The 15,175-nt window shown below is 66.5% G+C and carries 15 protein-coding genes and 1 riboswitch; of the genes, 4 read left to right on the forward strand and 11 right to left on the reverse strand.

Annotation, left to right across the window (positions count from 1 at the left end):
• Window positions 1-10 precede the first annotated feature (10 nt).
• The gene (locus RGUI_RS12420; protein WP_081533388.1) at window positions 11-1,354 is read left to right on the forward strand and encodes a cytochrome b N-terminal domain-containing protein; all 1,344 of its coding nucleotides are present in this window, start codon (window positions 11-13) and stop codon (window positions 1,352-1,354) included.
• A 17-nt stretch (window positions 1,355-1,371) separates the two neighbouring features.
• Window positions 1,372-2,160 (forward strand): cytochrome c1, encoded by a 789-nt coding sequence (locus RGUI_RS12425; RefSeq protein WP_081533390.1) that lies wholly within the window; start codon window positions 1,372-1,374, stop codon window positions 2,158-2,160.
• A 117-nt stretch (window positions 2,161-2,277) separates the two neighbouring features.
• On the opposite strand, the gene RGUI_RS12430 is transcribed toward RGUI_RS12425, so the two are convergent.
• Genes RGUI_RS12430 through thiB form a run of 3 tightly spaced genes read right to left on the reverse strand, consistent with a single transcriptional unit; the run spans window position 2,278 to window position 5,496 of the window.
• Window positions 2,278-2,970 carry an ATP-binding cassette domain-containing protein gene (locus tag RGUI_RS12430; RefSeq protein ID WP_081533392.1) on the reverse strand — a complete coding sequence of 231 codons (693 nt, stop codon included), beginning with the start codon at window positions 2,968-2,970 and terminating at the stop codon, window positions 2,278-2,280.
• Window positions 2,957-4,528, reverse strand: coding sequence for an ABC transporter permease subunit (locus RGUI_RS12435; RefSeq protein WP_081533394.1), 1,572 nt, complete (start codon window positions 4,526-4,528; stop codon window positions 2,957-2,959). The genes RGUI_RS12430 and RGUI_RS12435 overlap by 14 nt, the downstream gene beginning before the upstream one ends.
• Window positions 4,504-5,496, reverse strand: coding sequence for a thiamine ABC transporter substrate binding subunit (thiB, locus tag RGUI_RS12440; protein ID WP_081533396.1), 993 nt, complete (start codon window positions 5,494-5,496; stop codon window positions 4,504-4,506). Before thiB ends, RGUI_RS12435 begins: the two co-directional genes overlap by 25 nt.
• A 33-nt stretch (window positions 5,497-5,529) precedes the next feature.
• A riboswitch (TPP riboswitch) is annotated at window positions 5,530-5,631 on the reverse strand.
• A 95-nt stretch (window positions 5,632-5,726) separates the two neighbouring features.
• Between thiB and aroC the strand changes: the two genes are divergently transcribed.
• Window positions 5,727-6,830, forward strand: coding sequence for a chorismate synthase (gene aroC, locus RGUI_RS12445; protein WP_081533398.1), 1,104 nt, complete (start codon window positions 5,727-5,729; stop codon window positions 6,828-6,830).
• A 93-nt stretch (window positions 6,831-6,923) separates the two neighbouring features.
• Here aroC and RGUI_RS12450 read toward each other — a convergent pair whose 3' ends face one another.
• The 3 genes from RGUI_RS12450 to RGUI_RS12460 form a co-directional block, all read right to left on the reverse strand.
• Entirely contained in the window at window positions 6,924-7,814 is an 891-nt protein-coding gene (locus tag RGUI_RS12450; RefSeq protein ID WP_081533400.1) for a DMT family transporter, read from the reverse strand.
• Window positions 7,815-7,899: 85 nt separating this feature from the next.
• Entirely contained in the window at window positions 7,900-8,187 is a 288-nt protein-coding gene (locus tag RGUI_RS12455) for an HU family DNA-binding protein (RefSeq protein ID WP_081533402.1), read from the reverse strand.
• Window positions 8,188-8,315: 128 nt separating this feature from the next.
• A complete protein-coding gene (locus RGUI_RS12460) occupies window positions 8,316-9,800 on the reverse strand; it encodes an AMP nucleosidase (RefSeq protein WP_081533404.1) in 1,485 nt (494 codons plus the stop codon).
• A 142-nt stretch (window positions 9,801-9,942) separates the two neighbouring features.
• On the opposite strand from RGUI_RS12460, the gene RGUI_RS12465 reads away from it, so the two are divergent.
• The gene (locus RGUI_RS12465) at window positions 9,943-10,818 is read left to right on the forward strand and encodes an SDR family oxidoreductase (protein WP_081533406.1); all 876 of its coding nucleotides are present in this window, start codon (window positions 9,943-9,945) and stop codon (window positions 10,816-10,818) included.
• A gap of 16 nt (window positions 10,819-10,834) precedes the next feature.
• Here RGUI_RS12465 and RGUI_RS12470 read toward each other — a convergent pair whose 3' ends face one another.
• The 5 genes from RGUI_RS12470 to RGUI_RS12490 all read right to left on the reverse strand — a co-directional run bounded on the left by RGUI_RS12470 (window position 10,835) and on the right by RGUI_RS12490 (window position 15,149).
• The gene (locus RGUI_RS12470; RefSeq protein ID WP_081533408.1) at window positions 10,835-11,503 is read right to left on the reverse strand and encodes a D-lyxose/D-mannose family sugar isomerase; all 669 of its coding nucleotides are present in this window, start codon (window positions 11,501-11,503) and stop codon (window positions 10,835-10,837) included.
• Window positions 11,500-12,165, reverse strand: a complete 666-nt coding sequence (locus RGUI_RS12475) for a nucleoside/nucleotide kinase family protein (protein WP_081533410.1) — start codon at window positions 12,163-12,165, stop codon at window positions 11,500-11,502. The genes RGUI_RS12470 and RGUI_RS12475 overlap by 4 nt, the downstream gene beginning before the upstream one ends.
• Window positions 12,162-12,944, reverse strand: a complete 783-nt coding sequence (locus RGUI_RS12480; protein WP_081533412.1) for an ATP-binding cassette domain-containing protein — start codon at window positions 12,942-12,944, stop codon at window positions 12,162-12,164. Before RGUI_RS12480 ends, RGUI_RS12475 begins: the two co-directional genes overlap by 4 nt.
• Window positions 12,941-14,023 carry an ABC transporter permease gene (locus RGUI_RS12485; protein ID WP_081533414.1) on the reverse strand — a complete coding sequence of 361 codons (1,083 nt, stop codon included), beginning with the start codon at window positions 14,021-14,023 and terminating at the stop codon, window positions 12,941-12,943. The genes RGUI_RS12480 and RGUI_RS12485 overlap by 4 nt, the downstream gene beginning before the upstream one ends.
• A 115-nt stretch (window positions 14,024-14,138) precedes the next feature.
• Complete coding sequence (locus RGUI_RS12490; protein ID WP_081536081.1) at window positions 14,139-15,149, reverse strand: sugar ABC transporter substrate-binding protein; 1,011 nt, start codon at window positions 15,147-15,149, stop codon at window positions 14,139-14,141.
• Window positions 15,150-15,175 lie beyond the last annotated feature (26 nt).

A 15,175-nucleotide genomic window follows, 5' to 3' on the forward strand; every position in this document is an offset into this window, starting at 1 on the left:
GGAGTCCCCGATGTCCGGTATTCCTCACGATCACTACGAGCCGACGACGGGCTCCGAAAAGTGGCTGCATCGGCGCCTGCCGGTTGTGGCCCTGATCTACGACACGATCATGATCCCCACCCCCAAGAACCTCAACTGGATGTGGATCTGGGGGATCGTGCTGTTTTTCGCGCTGGTTCTGCAAATCGTCACCGGTATCGTGCTGGCGATGCACTATGTGCCGAACACCGAGATGGCGTTCGCCTCGCTCGAACACATCATGCGTGACGTGAACGGCGGCCACTTCCTGCGTTACCTGCACTCCAACGGTGCGTCGCTGTTCTTCGTGGCGGTGTATCTGCACATCTTCCGCGGCATGTTCTATGGCTCGTACAAGAACCCGCGCGAGGTGACCTGGATCGTCGGTATCCTGATCTACCTTGCCATGATGGCGACGGGCTTCATGGGTTACGTGCTGCCCTGGGGTCAGATGTCCTTCTGGGGTGCGACCGTGATCACCGGCCTGTTCGGCGCGATCCCGTGGATCGGCGACGACATCCAGGTGTGGCTGTTGGGCGGACCGGCCGTCGGCAACGCGACGCTGAACCGCTTCTTCTCGCTGCACTACCTTGTGCCGTTCATCATCCTGGGTCTGGCCATCGTCCATGTCTGGGCATTCCACACCACCGGCAACAACAACCCCTCGGGTGTTGAGGTTCGCCGCGGCTCCAAGGAAGAAGCCAAGAAAGACACGCTGCCCTTCTGGCCCTACTTCGTGATCAAGGACCTGTTCGCGCTGGGCGTGGTGATGATTGTCTTCTTCGCCATCGTCGGCTTCATGCCGAACTATCTGGGCCACCCGGACAACTACGTCATGGCCGACCCGCTGGTGACGCCCGCGCATATCGTGCCCGAATGGTACTTCCTGCCGTTCTACGCGATCCTGCGCGCCTTTGACGGTGACGTGTGGATGGTCCAGTTCTTCGACTGGCTGACCCTCGGTGTCGTCAACGCCAAGTTCTTCGGCGTGCTGGCGATGTTCGGTTCGATCCTCGTGATGGCATTCCTGCCGTGGCTCGATACCTCCAACGTCCGTTCGGGCCGCTACCGTCCGATGTTCAAGCTTGCCTTCTACGGCTTCTTGATCGACTTCGTGATCCTGACCTGGGCAGGCGCGATGCCGGCGGAAGGTATCTACACCACCATCGCGCTGATCGGAGCGACCTACTGGTTCGCCTACTTCCTCGTGATCCTTCCGGTGCTCGGCGTCATTGAGAAACCGCTGCCGCAGCCGGCAACCATCGAGGAAGATTTCAACGACCACTACGGCGAAGGGGCTGCCACCGGCACCGCCTCTGCGACCCCGGCCGAGTGAGAGAAGGGATCGGAAGAATGCTCAAGAAACTCACGATCACGGCCCTGACGGCCCTGAGCCTCGGCACCGCCGGTGCCTGGGCCTCGGAAGGCGGCCACGTCAAGGACTACAAGTTCTCCTTCGAGGGGATGGCCGGCACCTACGACCAGGCACAGCTTCAGCGGGGTCTGCAGATCTACACCGAGATCTGCGCCACCTGCCACGGCCTGATCTACGTGCCGTTCCGCAGCCTTGCCGAACCGGGCGGTCCCAGCCTCAGCGAGCAGGCGATGATCGACTATGCCGCGAGCTTCGAAGTCTATGACGACGAGATCGAGGATTATCGCCCGGCCAAGCCGACCGATTACTACCCGGCCGGCACCTATCCCGGGGCACCGGACCTGAGCCTGATGGCCAAGGCCCGCGCCGGGTTCCACGGGCCGATGGGATCGGGCCTTGCCCAGCTCTTCAAGGGCATGGGCGGACCTGAGTACATCACGTCCTACCTGCTTGCCTTCACGGACGAGACCAAGGACGAGGCCGGCACGCTCTACTATGAAAACCCGGTCTTCTCGACGGGGTGGAGCGCGATGCCGCCGCAGCTTTACGGCGAAGACGTCGAATTCGCTGACGGGACCCCGGCCACGGCCGAGCAGGAAGCCAAGGACGTTGCGGCCTTCCTGATGTGGGCGGCCGAGCCGAAGCTGATGGCGCGCAAGGAAGCCGGGTTCATCTCGGTCGTGTTCCTGACCATCCTGACCGTGCTTCTGTACCTGACGAACAAGCGTCTCTGGGCCCCCTACAAGCCCGAGAAGAAAGCGTCCTGATCAGACGGCACAGTCTGCCACGTTATCGGAAACGCGCCCCACGGGGCGCGTTTTTCGTTTGTCGGCCTGACGCGACGGGCGACACGGAAACGCTTGCCGGGAAGAACGCCAAAGCCTTCAGCCCAGATAGGCCCGGAGCGCCGGGGGCGGGTCATCGAACAAGGCGGCCGTGGCCTGCGGGGCATGGGCCTGCCCGCCGGCCACCAGGATCGTCTGGTCGCAAATCGCCTGCGCATCGGCGGGATCATGGGTCACCAGAAGAACCGTCGCGCCCGTTTCGCGGGCAAGGTCGGCCACCAGCCCGAGCATTTCCGCCTTCAGCGCGGGGCCGAGCGCGGCGAACGGTTCGTCCAGCAGCATCAGCGGCCGCCCCCGCAACAGCATCCGGGCCAGCGCCACGCGCCCGCGCTGCCCGCCCGACAGCGCCGCGGGCTTGCGCGCGCCAAGCCCCGGCAGCCCAACGCGGGACAGGGCCGTCTCGATCCGCTCATGGTCGGCGGGCGACAGCTTCAGATCGGGCCGCAGCCCAAGCCCGACATTCCGTGTGACGCTCAGATGCGGAAACAGGTTGTTGTCCTGAAACAGGATCGACAAGGGTCGCTGTCCCGGCGCCATGGGTGTCAGGTCCTGTCCGTCCCACAGCACACGGCCTTTGTCGGGGGGGCGAAACCCGGCGATCATGTCCAGCAGCGTCGATTTCCCCGCCCCCGACGCGCCGAGGAGCGCGACGATCCGGCCGGGCTCGACCGCGAAATCGGCCGCCAGCCGAAAGTCGCCCTGCCTGACCGAAAGCCCCTTACAGATCAGCATTGATCCGCCCCCCGCGGTCGAACAGCCAGAACAGCCCAAGGCTGAGGATCAGAAGCAGCAGCGCGGCCCCGGCCGCGTCCTCCATCCGGTACGCGGCCATCAGGCGATAGAGTTGCAGCGGCAAGGTGGCCTGCCCCTGATCGGCGAACAGCGCAATCACCCCCAGATCCCCCATCGACAGCGCCGCCGACAGCCCCAGCGTGAAGCCCACAGGCCGGCGGAGCCGCGGCAGCAGGACAAGCCGCAGCCGCGAAAACCCGTGGATGTCGAGACTGTCGGCAAGCTTTCCGAAATCCCGTTGGGCCTCGGCCACCGCCGGGGCAAGGGCGCGCAACGCGAAGGGAAGGCTCATCACCGCGTTGACCGTCGCGGTCACCGGCAGGGCCAAGGCCGTTGGGTCCGCCAGGGGAAACAGCAGGATGAACAGCCCCGTGCCCATCACCAGCGGTGAGGCCGCGATCGACAGGGTGCCCGCCGCCAGAAGGGCGCCGCCAAGTGCGCGTTTCAGCCGGGCCGCGGCCAGCGCCATCGGCAGGGCAAGGGCCAGGGTCACGGCGGCAGAGGCCAGCGCCACGCAAAGGGACCGAAGGGCGGCGTGATAGACCTGAACCGGCAGCCCCGGCAGGTGGGCGGCCCCCTTGGCGATGATCATGGCCAGCGGCAGCAGCAGGAACAGCGCCCCAAGGCACAGCCAAATGGCATCGGCCAGGCGCAGCGCCCACCGGTCGCCGTCCCACCGTGCGAGGGGGCGGCCCAGCCCGGACCCGAAGGCCGACGGCACCGCGACGGCAAATGCCAGAAGAGCGGCCACGCCGCACAGCCCGAACTGGATCAGCGACAGCAGCGCCGCATGGCCAAGGTCGAAGTCGTAGCGGAAGCTTTGATAGATGGCGAGTTCCACCGTCGTGGCCCTAGGACCGCCGCCGAGTGTCAGGGCCACCGCGAAACTGGTCATGCAGATCAGGAAGACTACCACGAAGGCGCCGGGCAGAACGCTGCGCAGCATCGGCGCCTCCAAGTGACGCGCGACATCGCCGGGCGAAAATCCCAGCGCCGCGGCCAGCCGGAACCGCTCGGCCGGGATCGCCAACCATCCTTGCAGGAGCAGCCGCGTGGCCAGCGGCAGGTTGAAGAACACATGCGCCAGAACCACGCCCTCCAGCCCGTAGATATCGACGGGACCAAGCCCAAGCGGGACCAGCGCCGCCGAGAGCAGCCCGGAGCGCCCGAAAACGGCCAACAGACCCAGCACCGCGACGATCACGGGCAGGATGAACGGCGCGCCCAGCAGCGTGATCAGCAGCGCCCGCCCGGGAAACTGCCGTCGCGCCAGGGCACGGGCCACGAAGACGGCCAGCAGGCAACTGAACCCGGCCGAAAGCGTCGCCTGCGTCAGCGTGAATCGCACCGCGGCCCAGTCGGCCGCAGCCAGCCCCGTGCCCCCCTCTGCCCGCAAGGCGACCGCGGCCAGCGTGCCGAGGCTGAGCGCCAGAACCGCGCCACCGGCCAGCACACCCGCGGGGAGAGCGATGCCTATTGGCTGAGCGCGTCGCGCCATTCGGCCAGCGCGGTGTCGCGCACCCGTGCCGCCTCTCCGGCGGGATAGATCAACGCGGTGTCGGGGGTGATCAGCGTGTCGAACCCGTCGGGCAGGCCCCCTGCGGGGGTGACGGCGGGATACATCCAGTTCGTGGTCGGGATCACCGACTGGAACGCATCGCTCAGCATGAAGTCGAGGAATTGCCGCGCAAGCGCCGGCTGGTCGGAATGGGCGATCTGCCCCGCCACCTCGATCTGCATGTAGTGGCCTTCGTTGAAACCCGCCGCGGCCTTGCTGTCATCGCCTTCGGCGATCAGGTGATAGGCGGGCGATGTGGTGTAGGACAGCACCATGTCGGCCTCACCTTCAAGGAACATGCCATAGGCCTCGCTCCACCCCTTGGTCACGGTCAGGATATGGGGGGCAAGCCCCTGCCAGATCTCGGCCGCCCGGTCGCCATAGGCGGCCTTGACCCACAGCAGCAGCCCCAGCCCCGGGGTGGAACTGCGCGGATCCTCGATCACGATCTTCACGTCGTCTGGCAGCGCGGCCAGCGCCTCGAAGCTTGTCGGCACCTCGTCCAGCCGGGTCTTGTCATAGACGAAGGCGAAATAGCCCCAGTCATAGGGCAGGAACATGTCGTCCTCCCACGCGACGGGCAGGTCGAAGTCCCGGTCCTCCAGCCCGTGTTGTGCGAAGAGACCCGTTTCCGCCGCGGCCGCCGTCAGGTTGGTGTCGAGCCCCAAGACCACATCCGCCCTTGTCCGCGCCCCTTCCAGCCGGATCCGCGCGAGCAGAGCCGCCCCGTCGCCGGAGGCCACGAATTGCAGGTCGCAGCCGCAGATCTCTTCGAACGCGGCCTCGACCGCCGGGCCGGGGCCCCAGTCGGATACGAAGCTGTCATAGGTATAGACGGTCAGAACGGGCGTGTCGGCCTGCGCCATGGTGGCGCCCAAAAGGCCGGCGGCGAGTGTCGGGTAACGCATGGCTTCCTCCATCGACCGGACGGGAAAAGGGTGGAGGAGTGCCCATACCTTCCCTCCGCCGGTCCTAGCCGGGTCAGGTTCAACGGGTTCGCATCGCTGCATCTCAGCCCATGCCGGGCACCCCGAGGTCGGACCAAGACTAGGGGCCGCCGCGGTGCTGTGCAAGGGAAAGCGCTTGAGGGGGGCGGGCGCGCCCGCTATGCCCGGACGCGCAAGAGGAGACCTGCCCCATGAGCCTGAACAGCTTCGGCCATCTTTTCCGCGTCACCACCTGGGGCGAAAGCCACGGGCCCGCCCTTGGGGCCACGGTAGACGGCTGCCCGCCCGGCGTGCCGATTGACGAGGCCGCGTTGCAGCACTGGCTGGACCTGCGCAAGCCCGGGCAGAACCGCTTTACCACCCAGCGGCAGGAGGCGGACGCGGTCGAGATCCTCTCGGGCGTGTTCGAGGGGCAGACGACCGGCACGCCGATCCAGTTGATGATCCGCAATACCGACCAGCGCTCGAAGGATTACGGCGACATCGCCGAGAAGTTCCGCCCCGGTCACGCCGACATCACCTATTGGCAGAAATACGGCATCCGCGACTATCGCGGCGGCGGGCGTTCCTCGGCCCGGGAAACCGCGGCGCGGGTGGCGGCGGGCGGCATCGCGCGCGCCGCATTGGGCGTTCTGGCACCCGAGATCGCGATCACGGGATACATGGTCCAGATGGGCCCCCATGCCATCGACCGTGCGCGGTTCGACCTCGACGAAATCGGCCGGAACCCGTTCTGGGTGCCCGACGCGCAGGCCGCCGACGACTGGGCCGTCTATCTGGACGGGTTGCGCAAGGATGGCAATTCTGTCGGAGCCGTCGTCGAACTGTTGGCAAGCGGCGTGCCCGCGGGGTTGGGCGCCCCGGTCTATGGCAAGCTTGATACCGATCTGGCCGCCGCGATGATGAGCATCAATGCGGTGAAGGGTGTCGAGATTGGCGAGGGCATGGCCGCCGCGGCCCTGACCGGGACCGAGAATGCCGACGAGATCTTCCTCGGCGAGGATGGCCAGCCCGTCTATTCCTCCAACCACGCGGGCGGCATCCTTGGCGGTATCTCCACCGGGCAGGACGTCGTCGTGCGCTTCGCGGTCAAGCCGACCTCGTCGATCCTGACCCCGCGCCGCACCATCACCAAGTCGGGCGAGGTCACCGAGATCGTCACCAAGGGCCGCCACGATCCCTGCGTCGGCATCCGCGCCGTGCCGGTGGGCGAGGCGATGATGGCCTGCGTTTTGCTGGATCACCTGCTCTTGCATCGCGGGCAGGTGGGCGAGAACCGGGGGCGGATCGGGTAACACCGCGACCCTGTCAGGCACACAGGCGCCCGACAGGGGATCGCGCAGGCGGCCCCACATTGTCTGCCCGTCCCGGCCTTGTTCGGCGCGGCCTCACTTGCCCAAGGGCGCAACCGCTTGCGTCTGCTTCGACACCTGAACGGCGAAGATGCCGGCCATGATCACCGCGACGCCGGCCACATCCATCGCGCCCAGACGTTCCCCCAGCAGAAGGGCCGCGATGCCGACCCCGAAAAACGGGCTGAGGAAGTGGAAGGTCGCGGCGCGCACGGCCCCCACCCGGCGCACCAGCAGGAACCAGATCAGCGTGGCGGTGAGGCCGGGGAACAGCGTGGTATAGCCGAAGGCCAGACCCAGCCGCCAGTTCGGGGTGATGTCCCAGACCTCTCCGGCCGCCAGCGAGGCTATGCCCAGAACGGTGGCCCCCAGCAGCATCTGAAGACCCACGATCATCAGCACGTTCCCGCCCGAGGACGCCCCCCGGACCGACAGCGTTGCGGCGGTCAGCGCGAACACCCCGGCGATGCACAGCACCAGCCCGAACAGATCGACGCCTTGGGTGATGCGGCTGCCCATGATGATCGCCACGCCCGCAAAGCCGACGACCAGCCCGGCAATGCCCAAGGGGCGCACCCGTTCCCCCAGCACGATCCAGCCGAAGAGCGCGACCAAGAGCGGCATGGTCGAGGCGATGATCGCCGCCATCGAGGCCTCCAGCGTCTGCATCGCGACGAAGTTCAGACCGAGATACAGCGCGTTCTGGCTGATCCCGAAGATCGCGGTCGCGCGCCATTGGGGCCCCGTCAGGCGCCAGCTTTGCCCCAGCGCCGCGGCGATCCCCACGCCCAGAAGGCCCGAAATCAGGAACCGGAAGGCCAGCGCGCCCAGCGGCGGCGCCTCGGCCACGATGATCCGCGCCGAGGAAAACGCCGAGGCCCAGATGAAGGCGAAGGCCAGGCCCATCGCCAATGCGCGGAAATCCATTCTTCCTCCGGACAAGCAAAAGGGCCGCCCCCGGGACGACCCTAGACCGTTTCCGGCCAGCGCAGAAGCGCAGAAGGGCGGAGGTCTATCCGTTCACGCTGTCCTTCAGCGCCTTGGCGACGGTCACCTTCACGACCTTGTCGGCCTCTTTCTTGAACTGCTCGCCGGTGGCGGGGTTGCGCACCATCCGCTCGGGCCGTTCGCGGCAGTAGATCTTGCCCACGCCGGGCAGCGTCACGGCGCCGCCAGCGGCGACTTCGCGTGTGATGATGGCCGTCATCGCGTCCAGCGCTGCGCCTGCCGTCTTCTTGTCGGCCTCCATCTCCTCCGCGAGGGCCGCAACCAGTTGCGTCTTGGTCATCGGTTTTGCCATTCGTGGTCTCCTCGATCCTGCCCTCTATGGGGGCTCATTTCGGTGACATTGCGGGATATTGCGGGCCCACACAACGCTTTGTGGTCGAAAAGGCCGGATTTCCTATGATTTTGTGGCCGATTTGCGTCTTACAGAAAGGCGGTTTCCTGAAAACTGCGGAGTTTCCGGCTGTGGATCCGCTCCAGCGGCATGTCGCGCAGCCGCTCCATCGCGCGCACGCCGATCGCCAGATGCCGCGAGACCTGCGTCTTGTAGAAGTCGCTGGCCATCCCCGGAAGCTTCAACTCGCCATGCAGCGGCTTGTCCGAGACGCACAGAAGCGTGCCATAGGGCACCCGGAAGCGAAAGCCGTTGGCCGCGATGGTCGCGCTTTCCATATCCAGCGCGATGGCGCGGGACTGCGACAGCCGCTGCACCGGCCCGGTCTGGTCGGCCAGTTCCCAGTTGCGGTTGTCGATGGTGGCCACGGTGCCGGTGCGCATGATGCGTTTCAGCTCATAGCCTTCAAGCTGTGCCACTTCCTCCACCGCGTCTTCCAGCGCGACCTGGATTTCGGCCAGCGCCGGGATCGGCACCCAGACCGGCAGGTCGTCGTCCAGAACGTGATCTTCGCGCAGATAACCGTGGGCCAGCACGAAATCCCCCAATCGCTGGGAATTCCGCAAGCCCGCGCAATGGCCCACCATCAGCCAGGCATGGGGGCGCAGAACGGCAATATGGTCGGTCGCCGTCTTCGCGTTCGAGGGGCCCACGCCGATATTGACCAGCGTGATGCCCTGCCCGTCGGCCCGTTTCAGGTGATAGGTCGGCATCTGCGGCAACTTGGGCGGTGTGGGCAGTGGGGCATCGGGGGCGGTGATCTCGACATTGCCGGGGCCGACAAGGGCGACATAGCCGCTGTCGGGATCGGCCAGTGCCTTGCGGCCCAGCGCCTCGAACTCCTCGACATAGAACTGGTAGTTGGTGAACAACACGTGGTTCTGGAAATGCTCCGGCGCGGTGGCGGTGTAGTGGGACAGCCGGGCAAGGGAATAATCCACCCGCTGCGCCGTGAACGGGGCCAGCGGGGCCGGGGCGCCGCCAGAGCGGTCCAGCGTGCCATTGACGATGTCGTCATTGGTGGTGCCAAGGTCCGGCACGTCGAACAGATCGCGCAGCGGCACGTCGAACGCGCCTTCCTGGGGCACGGTCATGCCATCGTCGCCAGCCATCGCGAAATGGATCGGGATCGGCGTGGTCGAGGGGCCGATGGTGACGGGCTGGTTGTGGTTTTCCACCAGAAGGCCGATCTGCTGGCGCAGGTAGTTGGCGAACAGGTCTGGCCGGGTGATCGTCGCGGCATAGGTGCCGGGTTCGGCGACATGGCCAAAGCTCAATCGGCTGTCGACACGGGCATGGGTCGCCGTGGAGAACCGGATCTCGGGATAGACCGCGCGAGAGCGTGCCTTCGGCGGGGCGCCGGCCATGGTTTCCCGGAACCGGGTTTTCAGGAACCCGACAGAGGCGTCGTAGAGCGCGATCAGCCGTTCGACCGCGGCGTCGGCCTCCATGAAGGTGGCGGGATCGGGCAGGGCAGGGGTATCCAGCGGCAATTCCGCGGTGGCGTCCGGCATTGGGGGAACCTCGTCCTTGGCGGGGCGTGACGCGACCAAGTGTCATTCTTTGGACACGCGGCGCAAGGTCTGCGGGGCTTTGCCGCTTGTCCTTTGTCGCTTTTTGCTTGAAACGAGTGAGTGCCACGCAATCCTGAGGATTATGAAACCTGTCCTTTTGTCCATAGGCCACGGCTATTCGGCACAGGCGTTGGCCCGGTGTCTGACGCCGGACTGGCATGTGATCGGCACCACGCGGGGTGCGGCCCGTGCGGACGTCTTGCGCGCGCAGGGGGTGGAGCCGTTGATCTGGCCCGGCGCCGAGATCGGCCCGGCGCTCGCCCGCGCCACCCATGTGTTGAGTTCCGTGCCCCCGACGCCGGACGGCGACCCGGTTGTCGCGGCGCTGGGCGGGGCATTGGGGGCGGCGCGCCACCTGCAATGGGTGGGCTATCTGTCCACCACCGGCGTCTATGGCGATCACGGGGGCGGTTGGGTCGACGAAGACACCCCCCTGACCCCGGCGACCGACCGTGGACAGGCCCGGGTGAAGGCCGAAGCTGACTGGGCCGCGCTGGGCCTGCCCCTGCATATCTTCCGCCTTGCCGGGATCTATGGGCCGGACCGGTCGCCCCTCGACCGGGTCAGATCGGGGGTCGCCCAGCGCATCGTCAAGGACGGGCAGGTCTTTTCCCGCATTCATGTGGACGATATCGCGCAGGTGCTGGCCGCGTCGATGGCCGCGCCGTGCCCCGGTGCGGTCTATAACGTCGCCGATGACGAACCGGCGCCGCCGCAGGATGTGATCGCCTTCGCCGCACGGCTGCTGGGTCTGCCCCTGCCGCCCGAGGTGGCGTTCGAGGAAGCCGGCCTTGGCCCGATGGCGCGCAGCTTTTACGCGGAGTCCAAGCGCGTGCACAACGACCGCATCAAGGCGGATCTCGGCGTGATCCTGCGGCATCCGGACTATCGCGCAGGGCTTGCCGCCCTGTTGGAGTTGGAGCGGATGCAGCGGTCGGGGCCGGAGCGTTCGGCGTGACGGACCGTGGGCGCCGTCAGTCGTAATCCGACACAAGCAGGCGCAGCGGCGCGACGTCTTCGGTGACGTTTGAAAACCGCCCGATCGGGTCGGCGAAGACGTTGTCGGTGAGGTCGTCATTGACGGTTGAGACCTCTGCGATCAGGCAGTCGCCGCCTTCCGCCCAGAACGCGTGCCACACCGTGGGGGGCAGGGTGACGCTGCTGCCGGGCCGAAGCCGCAGATGGCCGCCCGCGGTCATGGTCTGCGGCACCCCGTCTGACAGCACCTCGACTGCCGCATCGGGGTCAATCGCGCCGTCGGGCCGCGCGGCGTGCAGTTTCAGAACCAGATCACCGCCGCCGCGGTTGATGATGTCCTCGGTCTTGAGAATGTGCCGGTGCATCGGCGAAAGCTGATCCCGGCGCGAGATCATGATCTTTTCCGCGTAAACCATCCCCCGGCCCTGCGACAGGGCGCCGAGGCTGCCGTTGCGGATGGTGAACAGGAACAGCCCGAGCGTGTCGAACCGGCCCTGCCCGTAATCGGTGATGTCCCATCCCAGCCGCCGTTCGCGGATCAGCGCGCCATCGGGGCCGCGCATCCGATCCGGCGGCCAATCGGCAAAGGGCGGCAGGAAATGCCCGAAGGAGCGGATGAACGCCTCCCCTTCCCTCAGGATGTCGTTGATCTCGGATCGCTTCATGCCGGGTCGGCCTTGTTGGGGGCGGGGGGCGCGTCGCCGCGAAACAGGATATCCGCGGGCAACCTTTGGCCCGCCACGGCGCGGGCATTGGCCATGTCGTTGGTTTCCGCCCGGGCGCGGGCGGCGTCCGGGGGCAGACCATGCTTCAGCCAGCGGCGGGTCAGGCGGTCCAGCAACTCGGCTTCGGGGACGTCGCGGAAGACCGACAGGTCCCATTCTGCCGCAAGATCCCGCCAATGCGGCGCATCGAACAGCAGGTAGTTGCCTTCGACGATGACCGTGTCGCAGTCCCGCGCAACGCGGCCGGCCCCGGCGATGGCGATGTCCCGCGCCCGGTCGAACAGCGGGAAGATGACCTCCTCGTCGTCGTGCAGGGCCGCGACCAGCCGCTGAAAGCCCATCACGTCGAAGGTGTCCGGTGCCCCCTTGCGCGCGCGCAGGCCGCGTGCGTCGAGCAACCGGTTATCAAGGTGGAAGCCGTCCATCGGCACCACGACGCAGGCCGTTCCCGTCTGGGTCACCGCCTCGGACAGGGCCCTTGCCAGCCGGGACTTTCCGCTGCCGGGGGCGCCGGCCACCGCCACGACCCGCCGGTGCCGGGTGACCGGGCACCGGCCGATCCGGTCGGCAAGGGCCGTGACGGTATCGATCTCCTCGCTCATGCGGCTTGCGCGGCCTCTGGCGCTTCCTTTGCCCCGGTCATGAAGGCCACCGCGTCGGACATGGTGTATTCCCTGGGGTCGATCACGCACAGGCGCCGGCCCAGCCGGTGGATATGGATGCGGTCGGCTACCTCGAACACATGGGGCATGTTGTGGCTGATCAGCACGATCGGGATGCCGCGGGCGCGGACGTCGCAGATCAGCTCCAGCACCCGGCGGCTTTCCTTCACGCCCAGCGCGGCCGTCGGTTCGTCCAGGATGATGACCTTGGACCCGAACGCCGCGGCGCGGGCCACCGCCACCCCCTGCCGCTGGCCGCCCGAAAGGGTTTCGACCGCCTGGTTGATGTTCTGGATCGTCATCAGCCCCAGTTCGGACAGCTTCTCACGGGCGAAGGCTTCCATCGCCTTGCGGTCAAGCATCTTGAGATACTTGCCCATGAAGCCCGATTTGCGGATCTCGCGCCCCACGAACATGTTGTCGGTGATCGAAAGCGCGGGCGACAGCGCCAGCGTCTGGTAGACGGTTTCGATCCCGGCCTCGCGCGCCTCGATGGGGGAGGCGAAGTTGACCGGTTTCCCCTCCAGCCGGATTTCACCGGAGTCGGGCACCAGCGCGCCCGAGATCGCCTTGATCATCGTCGACTTGCCCGCGCCGTTGTCGCCGATCACGGCCAGGATTTCGCCGGGGTAAAGGTCGAAGTCGGCATGATCCAGCGCGGTGACGCGACCGAACCGCTTGACGACATTGCGGGCGGTGAGAATGGGCTCTTGTGTCATCCCGAAACCTTTCTGATCCACTGGTCGATGGCGACGGCCAGAATGATGAGCCAGCCGATGGCGAAGACCTGCCAGAGCACGTCGACCCCGGCCAGCCGCAGCCCCGACTGGAACACGCCGACGATCAGCGCGCCGAAAAGCGCCCCGAGGACGGAACCGCGCCCGCCGAAAAGCGAGATGCCCCCGATCACCACGGCGGTGATGGATTGCAGGTTGCCTTCATAGAACGCCTGCGGGCTGATCGACCCCACCCGCCCGATGGAGGACCACGCCGCGATGGCGCAGACAAGGCCGGCCAGCATGTAGACCGACATCAGCGTGCGGTCGGTGCGGATGCCCGCCAGTTCCGCGGCCTCCTTGTCGTCGCCCACGGCATAGACATGGCGGCCCCACGCGGTCTTGTTCAGCAGGTACCACAGCACCCCGAAGGTCACGAACATCAGGATCGAGCCATAGGTGATCCGCGCATCGCCGATATCGACGGCGTTGCCGAAGAATTTCAGCAGCGGTGCCTCGGCGTCGATATCCTGGCTGCGGATCGACTGCGCGCCGGAAAGCCACAGGTTCAGCGCGTAAAAGATGTTCCATGTGCCCAGCGTCACGATGAAGGGCGGCAGCTTGACCCGGGTCACCAGCAGGCCGTTCAACAGCCCCGCTGCCGCGCCGCCCGCAAAGGCGACCGGCAGCGCAAGAATCGAGGGCACGCCCATATAGACGGCCAGATTGCCCGCGATGACCGACATCAGAACCATGACGGCCGCAACGGACAGATCGATGCCCGCGGTCAGGATGATCAGGCTTTGCGCCGCCGCCAGCATCCCGATGATCGACACCTGCTGCATGATCAGCGTCAGGTTGAAGGGGGAGAAGAAGCGCTCCCCTGCGATCAGCCCGAAGACCCCGATGCTGACCAGAAGCACGATGATCGGCACCAGCGTCGGATTGCCGTGCAGGATGTGCTGGATGGTGCCCACGACGCCGCGGCGGTCCTCGGCAAATTGCGCGACGCGCGTATCGCTTTGGGCGAGGCTTCGTTCGAAGTCCTGCCCGCGCGCGGCGGGTTCGGTTGTGTCAGTCATTAAAAGTCCTCCCGGGGGGAAGCATGCCCGCCCCCGCTGCATCGGTCAAAGCTGGTCTTGAGGAGGGAGGCGGCGCGGGGCCGGAACGCCCGCGCCGCCGGTCAGGCCTTGGCCGTCAGCCCCAGCACATCTTCAGCCCCTCGGCGGAGGTCTTGGAGGGCAGGCCGTCCACCGGTTCGTCGCTGATCAGTTCCACGCCGGTGTTGTAGAAGTCGAGCCCTTCGGTGTTCTGCGGCTTCTCGCCGGTTTCGGCGAAATGCTTGATCGCCTCGATCCCCTTGGACGCCATCAGAAGGGGGAACTGCATCGAGGTCGCCCCGATCACGCCATCTGCGATGTTCTGCACGCCGGGGCAGCCCCCATCGACGGAGACGATCAGCACCTTGTCCTCGCGCCCCATGGCCTTCAGCGCCTCATAGGCGCCCGCGGCGGCGGGTTCGTTGATGGTGTAGACGACATTCACGCTTGGGTCGCGCTGCAGAAGGTTCTCCATCGCCATGCGCCCGCCTTCCTCGTTGCCGTTGGTCACGTCATGGCCGACGATACGCGGGTCGTCTTCGTCCCCGATATCGGTGGGGTTCTTGATGTCGATGCCGAAGCCTTGCATGAACCCCTGATCGCGCAGGTAGTCGACCGACACCTCGGACGGGTTGAGGTCGAGGAACGCGATCTTGGCATCGGCCGCTCCGTCGCCCAGCTTGGCCTTGGCCCATTGTCCGATCAGTTCGCCCGCCTTGAAGTTGTCGGTGGCAAAGGTCGCGTCGGCCACGTCCGCCGGTTCGAAGGGGGTGTCGAGCGCGATCACCAGAAGCCCGGCGTCCCGCGCCTGCGTGACCACGGGGGCCAATGCGCGGCTGTCGGACGGGGTGATCAGGATGCCCTTGGCGCCGCTGGCGATGCAGGTTTCCACCGCCGCGATCTGGGTTTCGACATCGCCGTCGAGTTTGCCTGCGAAGGTCGACAGCTTGATCCCGTTTTCCTTGGCGCCCTGCTGCGCGCCTTCCTTCATCTTCACGAAGAAGGGGTTGGTGTCGGTCTTGGTGATCAGGCAGGCGCCGATATCGGCGGCCCATGCGCCGCCGGTGGCCAGGGCCAGGGTTGCTGCGCCGATGAAGAGTGTTTTCAGGGTGGCAGAGTTTTTCACGATGTTTC

The sequence above is a fragment of the Rhodovulum sp. P5 genome, assembly GCF_002079305.1.
Taxonomy (GTDB): Bacteria; Pseudomonadota; Alphaproteobacteria; order Rhodobacterales; family Rhodobacteraceae; genus Rhodovulum.

What these genes read in the sequence shown, in the direction of transcription:
- RGUI_RS12450 (WP_081533400.1), bottom strand. Translation starts at nt 7,814, where the DNA reads ATGGATTTCCGCGCATTGGCGATGGGCCTGGCCTTCGCCTTCATCTGG.
- RGUI_RS12480 (WP_081533412.1), bottom strand. Translation starts at nt 12,944, where the DNA reads ATGACACAAGAGCCCATTCTCACCGCCCGCAATGTCGTCAAGCGGTTC.
- RGUI_RS12475 (WP_081533410.1), bottom strand. Translation starts at nt 12,165, where the DNA reads ATGAGCGAGGAGATCGATACCGTCACGGCCCTTGCCGACCGGATCGGC.
- RGUI_RS12455 (WP_081533402.1), bottom strand. Translation starts at nt 8,187, where the DNA reads ATGGCAAAACCGATGACCAAGACGCAACTGGTTGCGGCCCTCGCGGAG.
- RGUI_RS12425 (WP_081533390.1), top strand. Translation starts at nt 1,372, where the DNA reads ATGCTCAAGAAACTCACGATCACGGCCCTGACGGCCCTGAGCCTCGGC.
- RGUI_RS12465 (WP_081533406.1), top strand. Translation starts at nt 9,943, where the DNA reads ATGAAACCTGTCCTTTTGTCCATAGGCCACGGCTATTCGGCACAGGCG.
- RGUI_RS12430 (WP_081533392.1), bottom strand. Translation starts at nt 2,970, where the DNA reads ATGCTGATCTGTAAGGGGCTTTCGGTCAGGCAGGGCGACTTTCGGCTG.
- RGUI_RS12460 (WP_081533404.1), bottom strand. Translation starts at nt 9,800, where the DNA reads ATGCCGGACGCCACCGCGGAATTGCCGCTGGATACCCCTGCCCTGCCC.
- RGUI_RS12435 (WP_081533394.1), bottom strand. Translation starts at nt 4,528, where the DNA reads ATGGCGCGACGCGCTCAGCCAATAGGCATCGCTCTCCCCGCGGGTGTG.
- RGUI_RS12470 (WP_081533408.1), bottom strand. Translation starts at nt 11,503, where the DNA reads ATGAAGCGATCCGAGATCAACGACATCCTGAGGGAAGGGGAGGCGTTC.
- RGUI_RS12485 (WP_081533414.1), bottom strand. Translation starts at nt 14,023, where the DNA reads ATGACTGACACAACCGAACCCGCCGCGCGCGGGCAGGACTTCGAACGA.
- thiB (WP_081533396.1), bottom strand. Translation starts at nt 5,496, where the DNA reads ATGCGTTACCCGACACTCGCCGCCGGCCTTTTGGGCGCCACCATGGCG.
- RGUI_RS12420 (WP_081533388.1), top strand. Translation starts at nt 11, where the DNA reads ATGTCCGGTATTCCTCACGATCACTACGAGCCGACGACGGGCTCCGAA.
- aroC (WP_081533398.1), top strand. Translation starts at nt 5,727, where the DNA reads ATGAGCCTGAACAGCTTCGGCCATCTTTTCCGCGTCACCACCTGGGGC.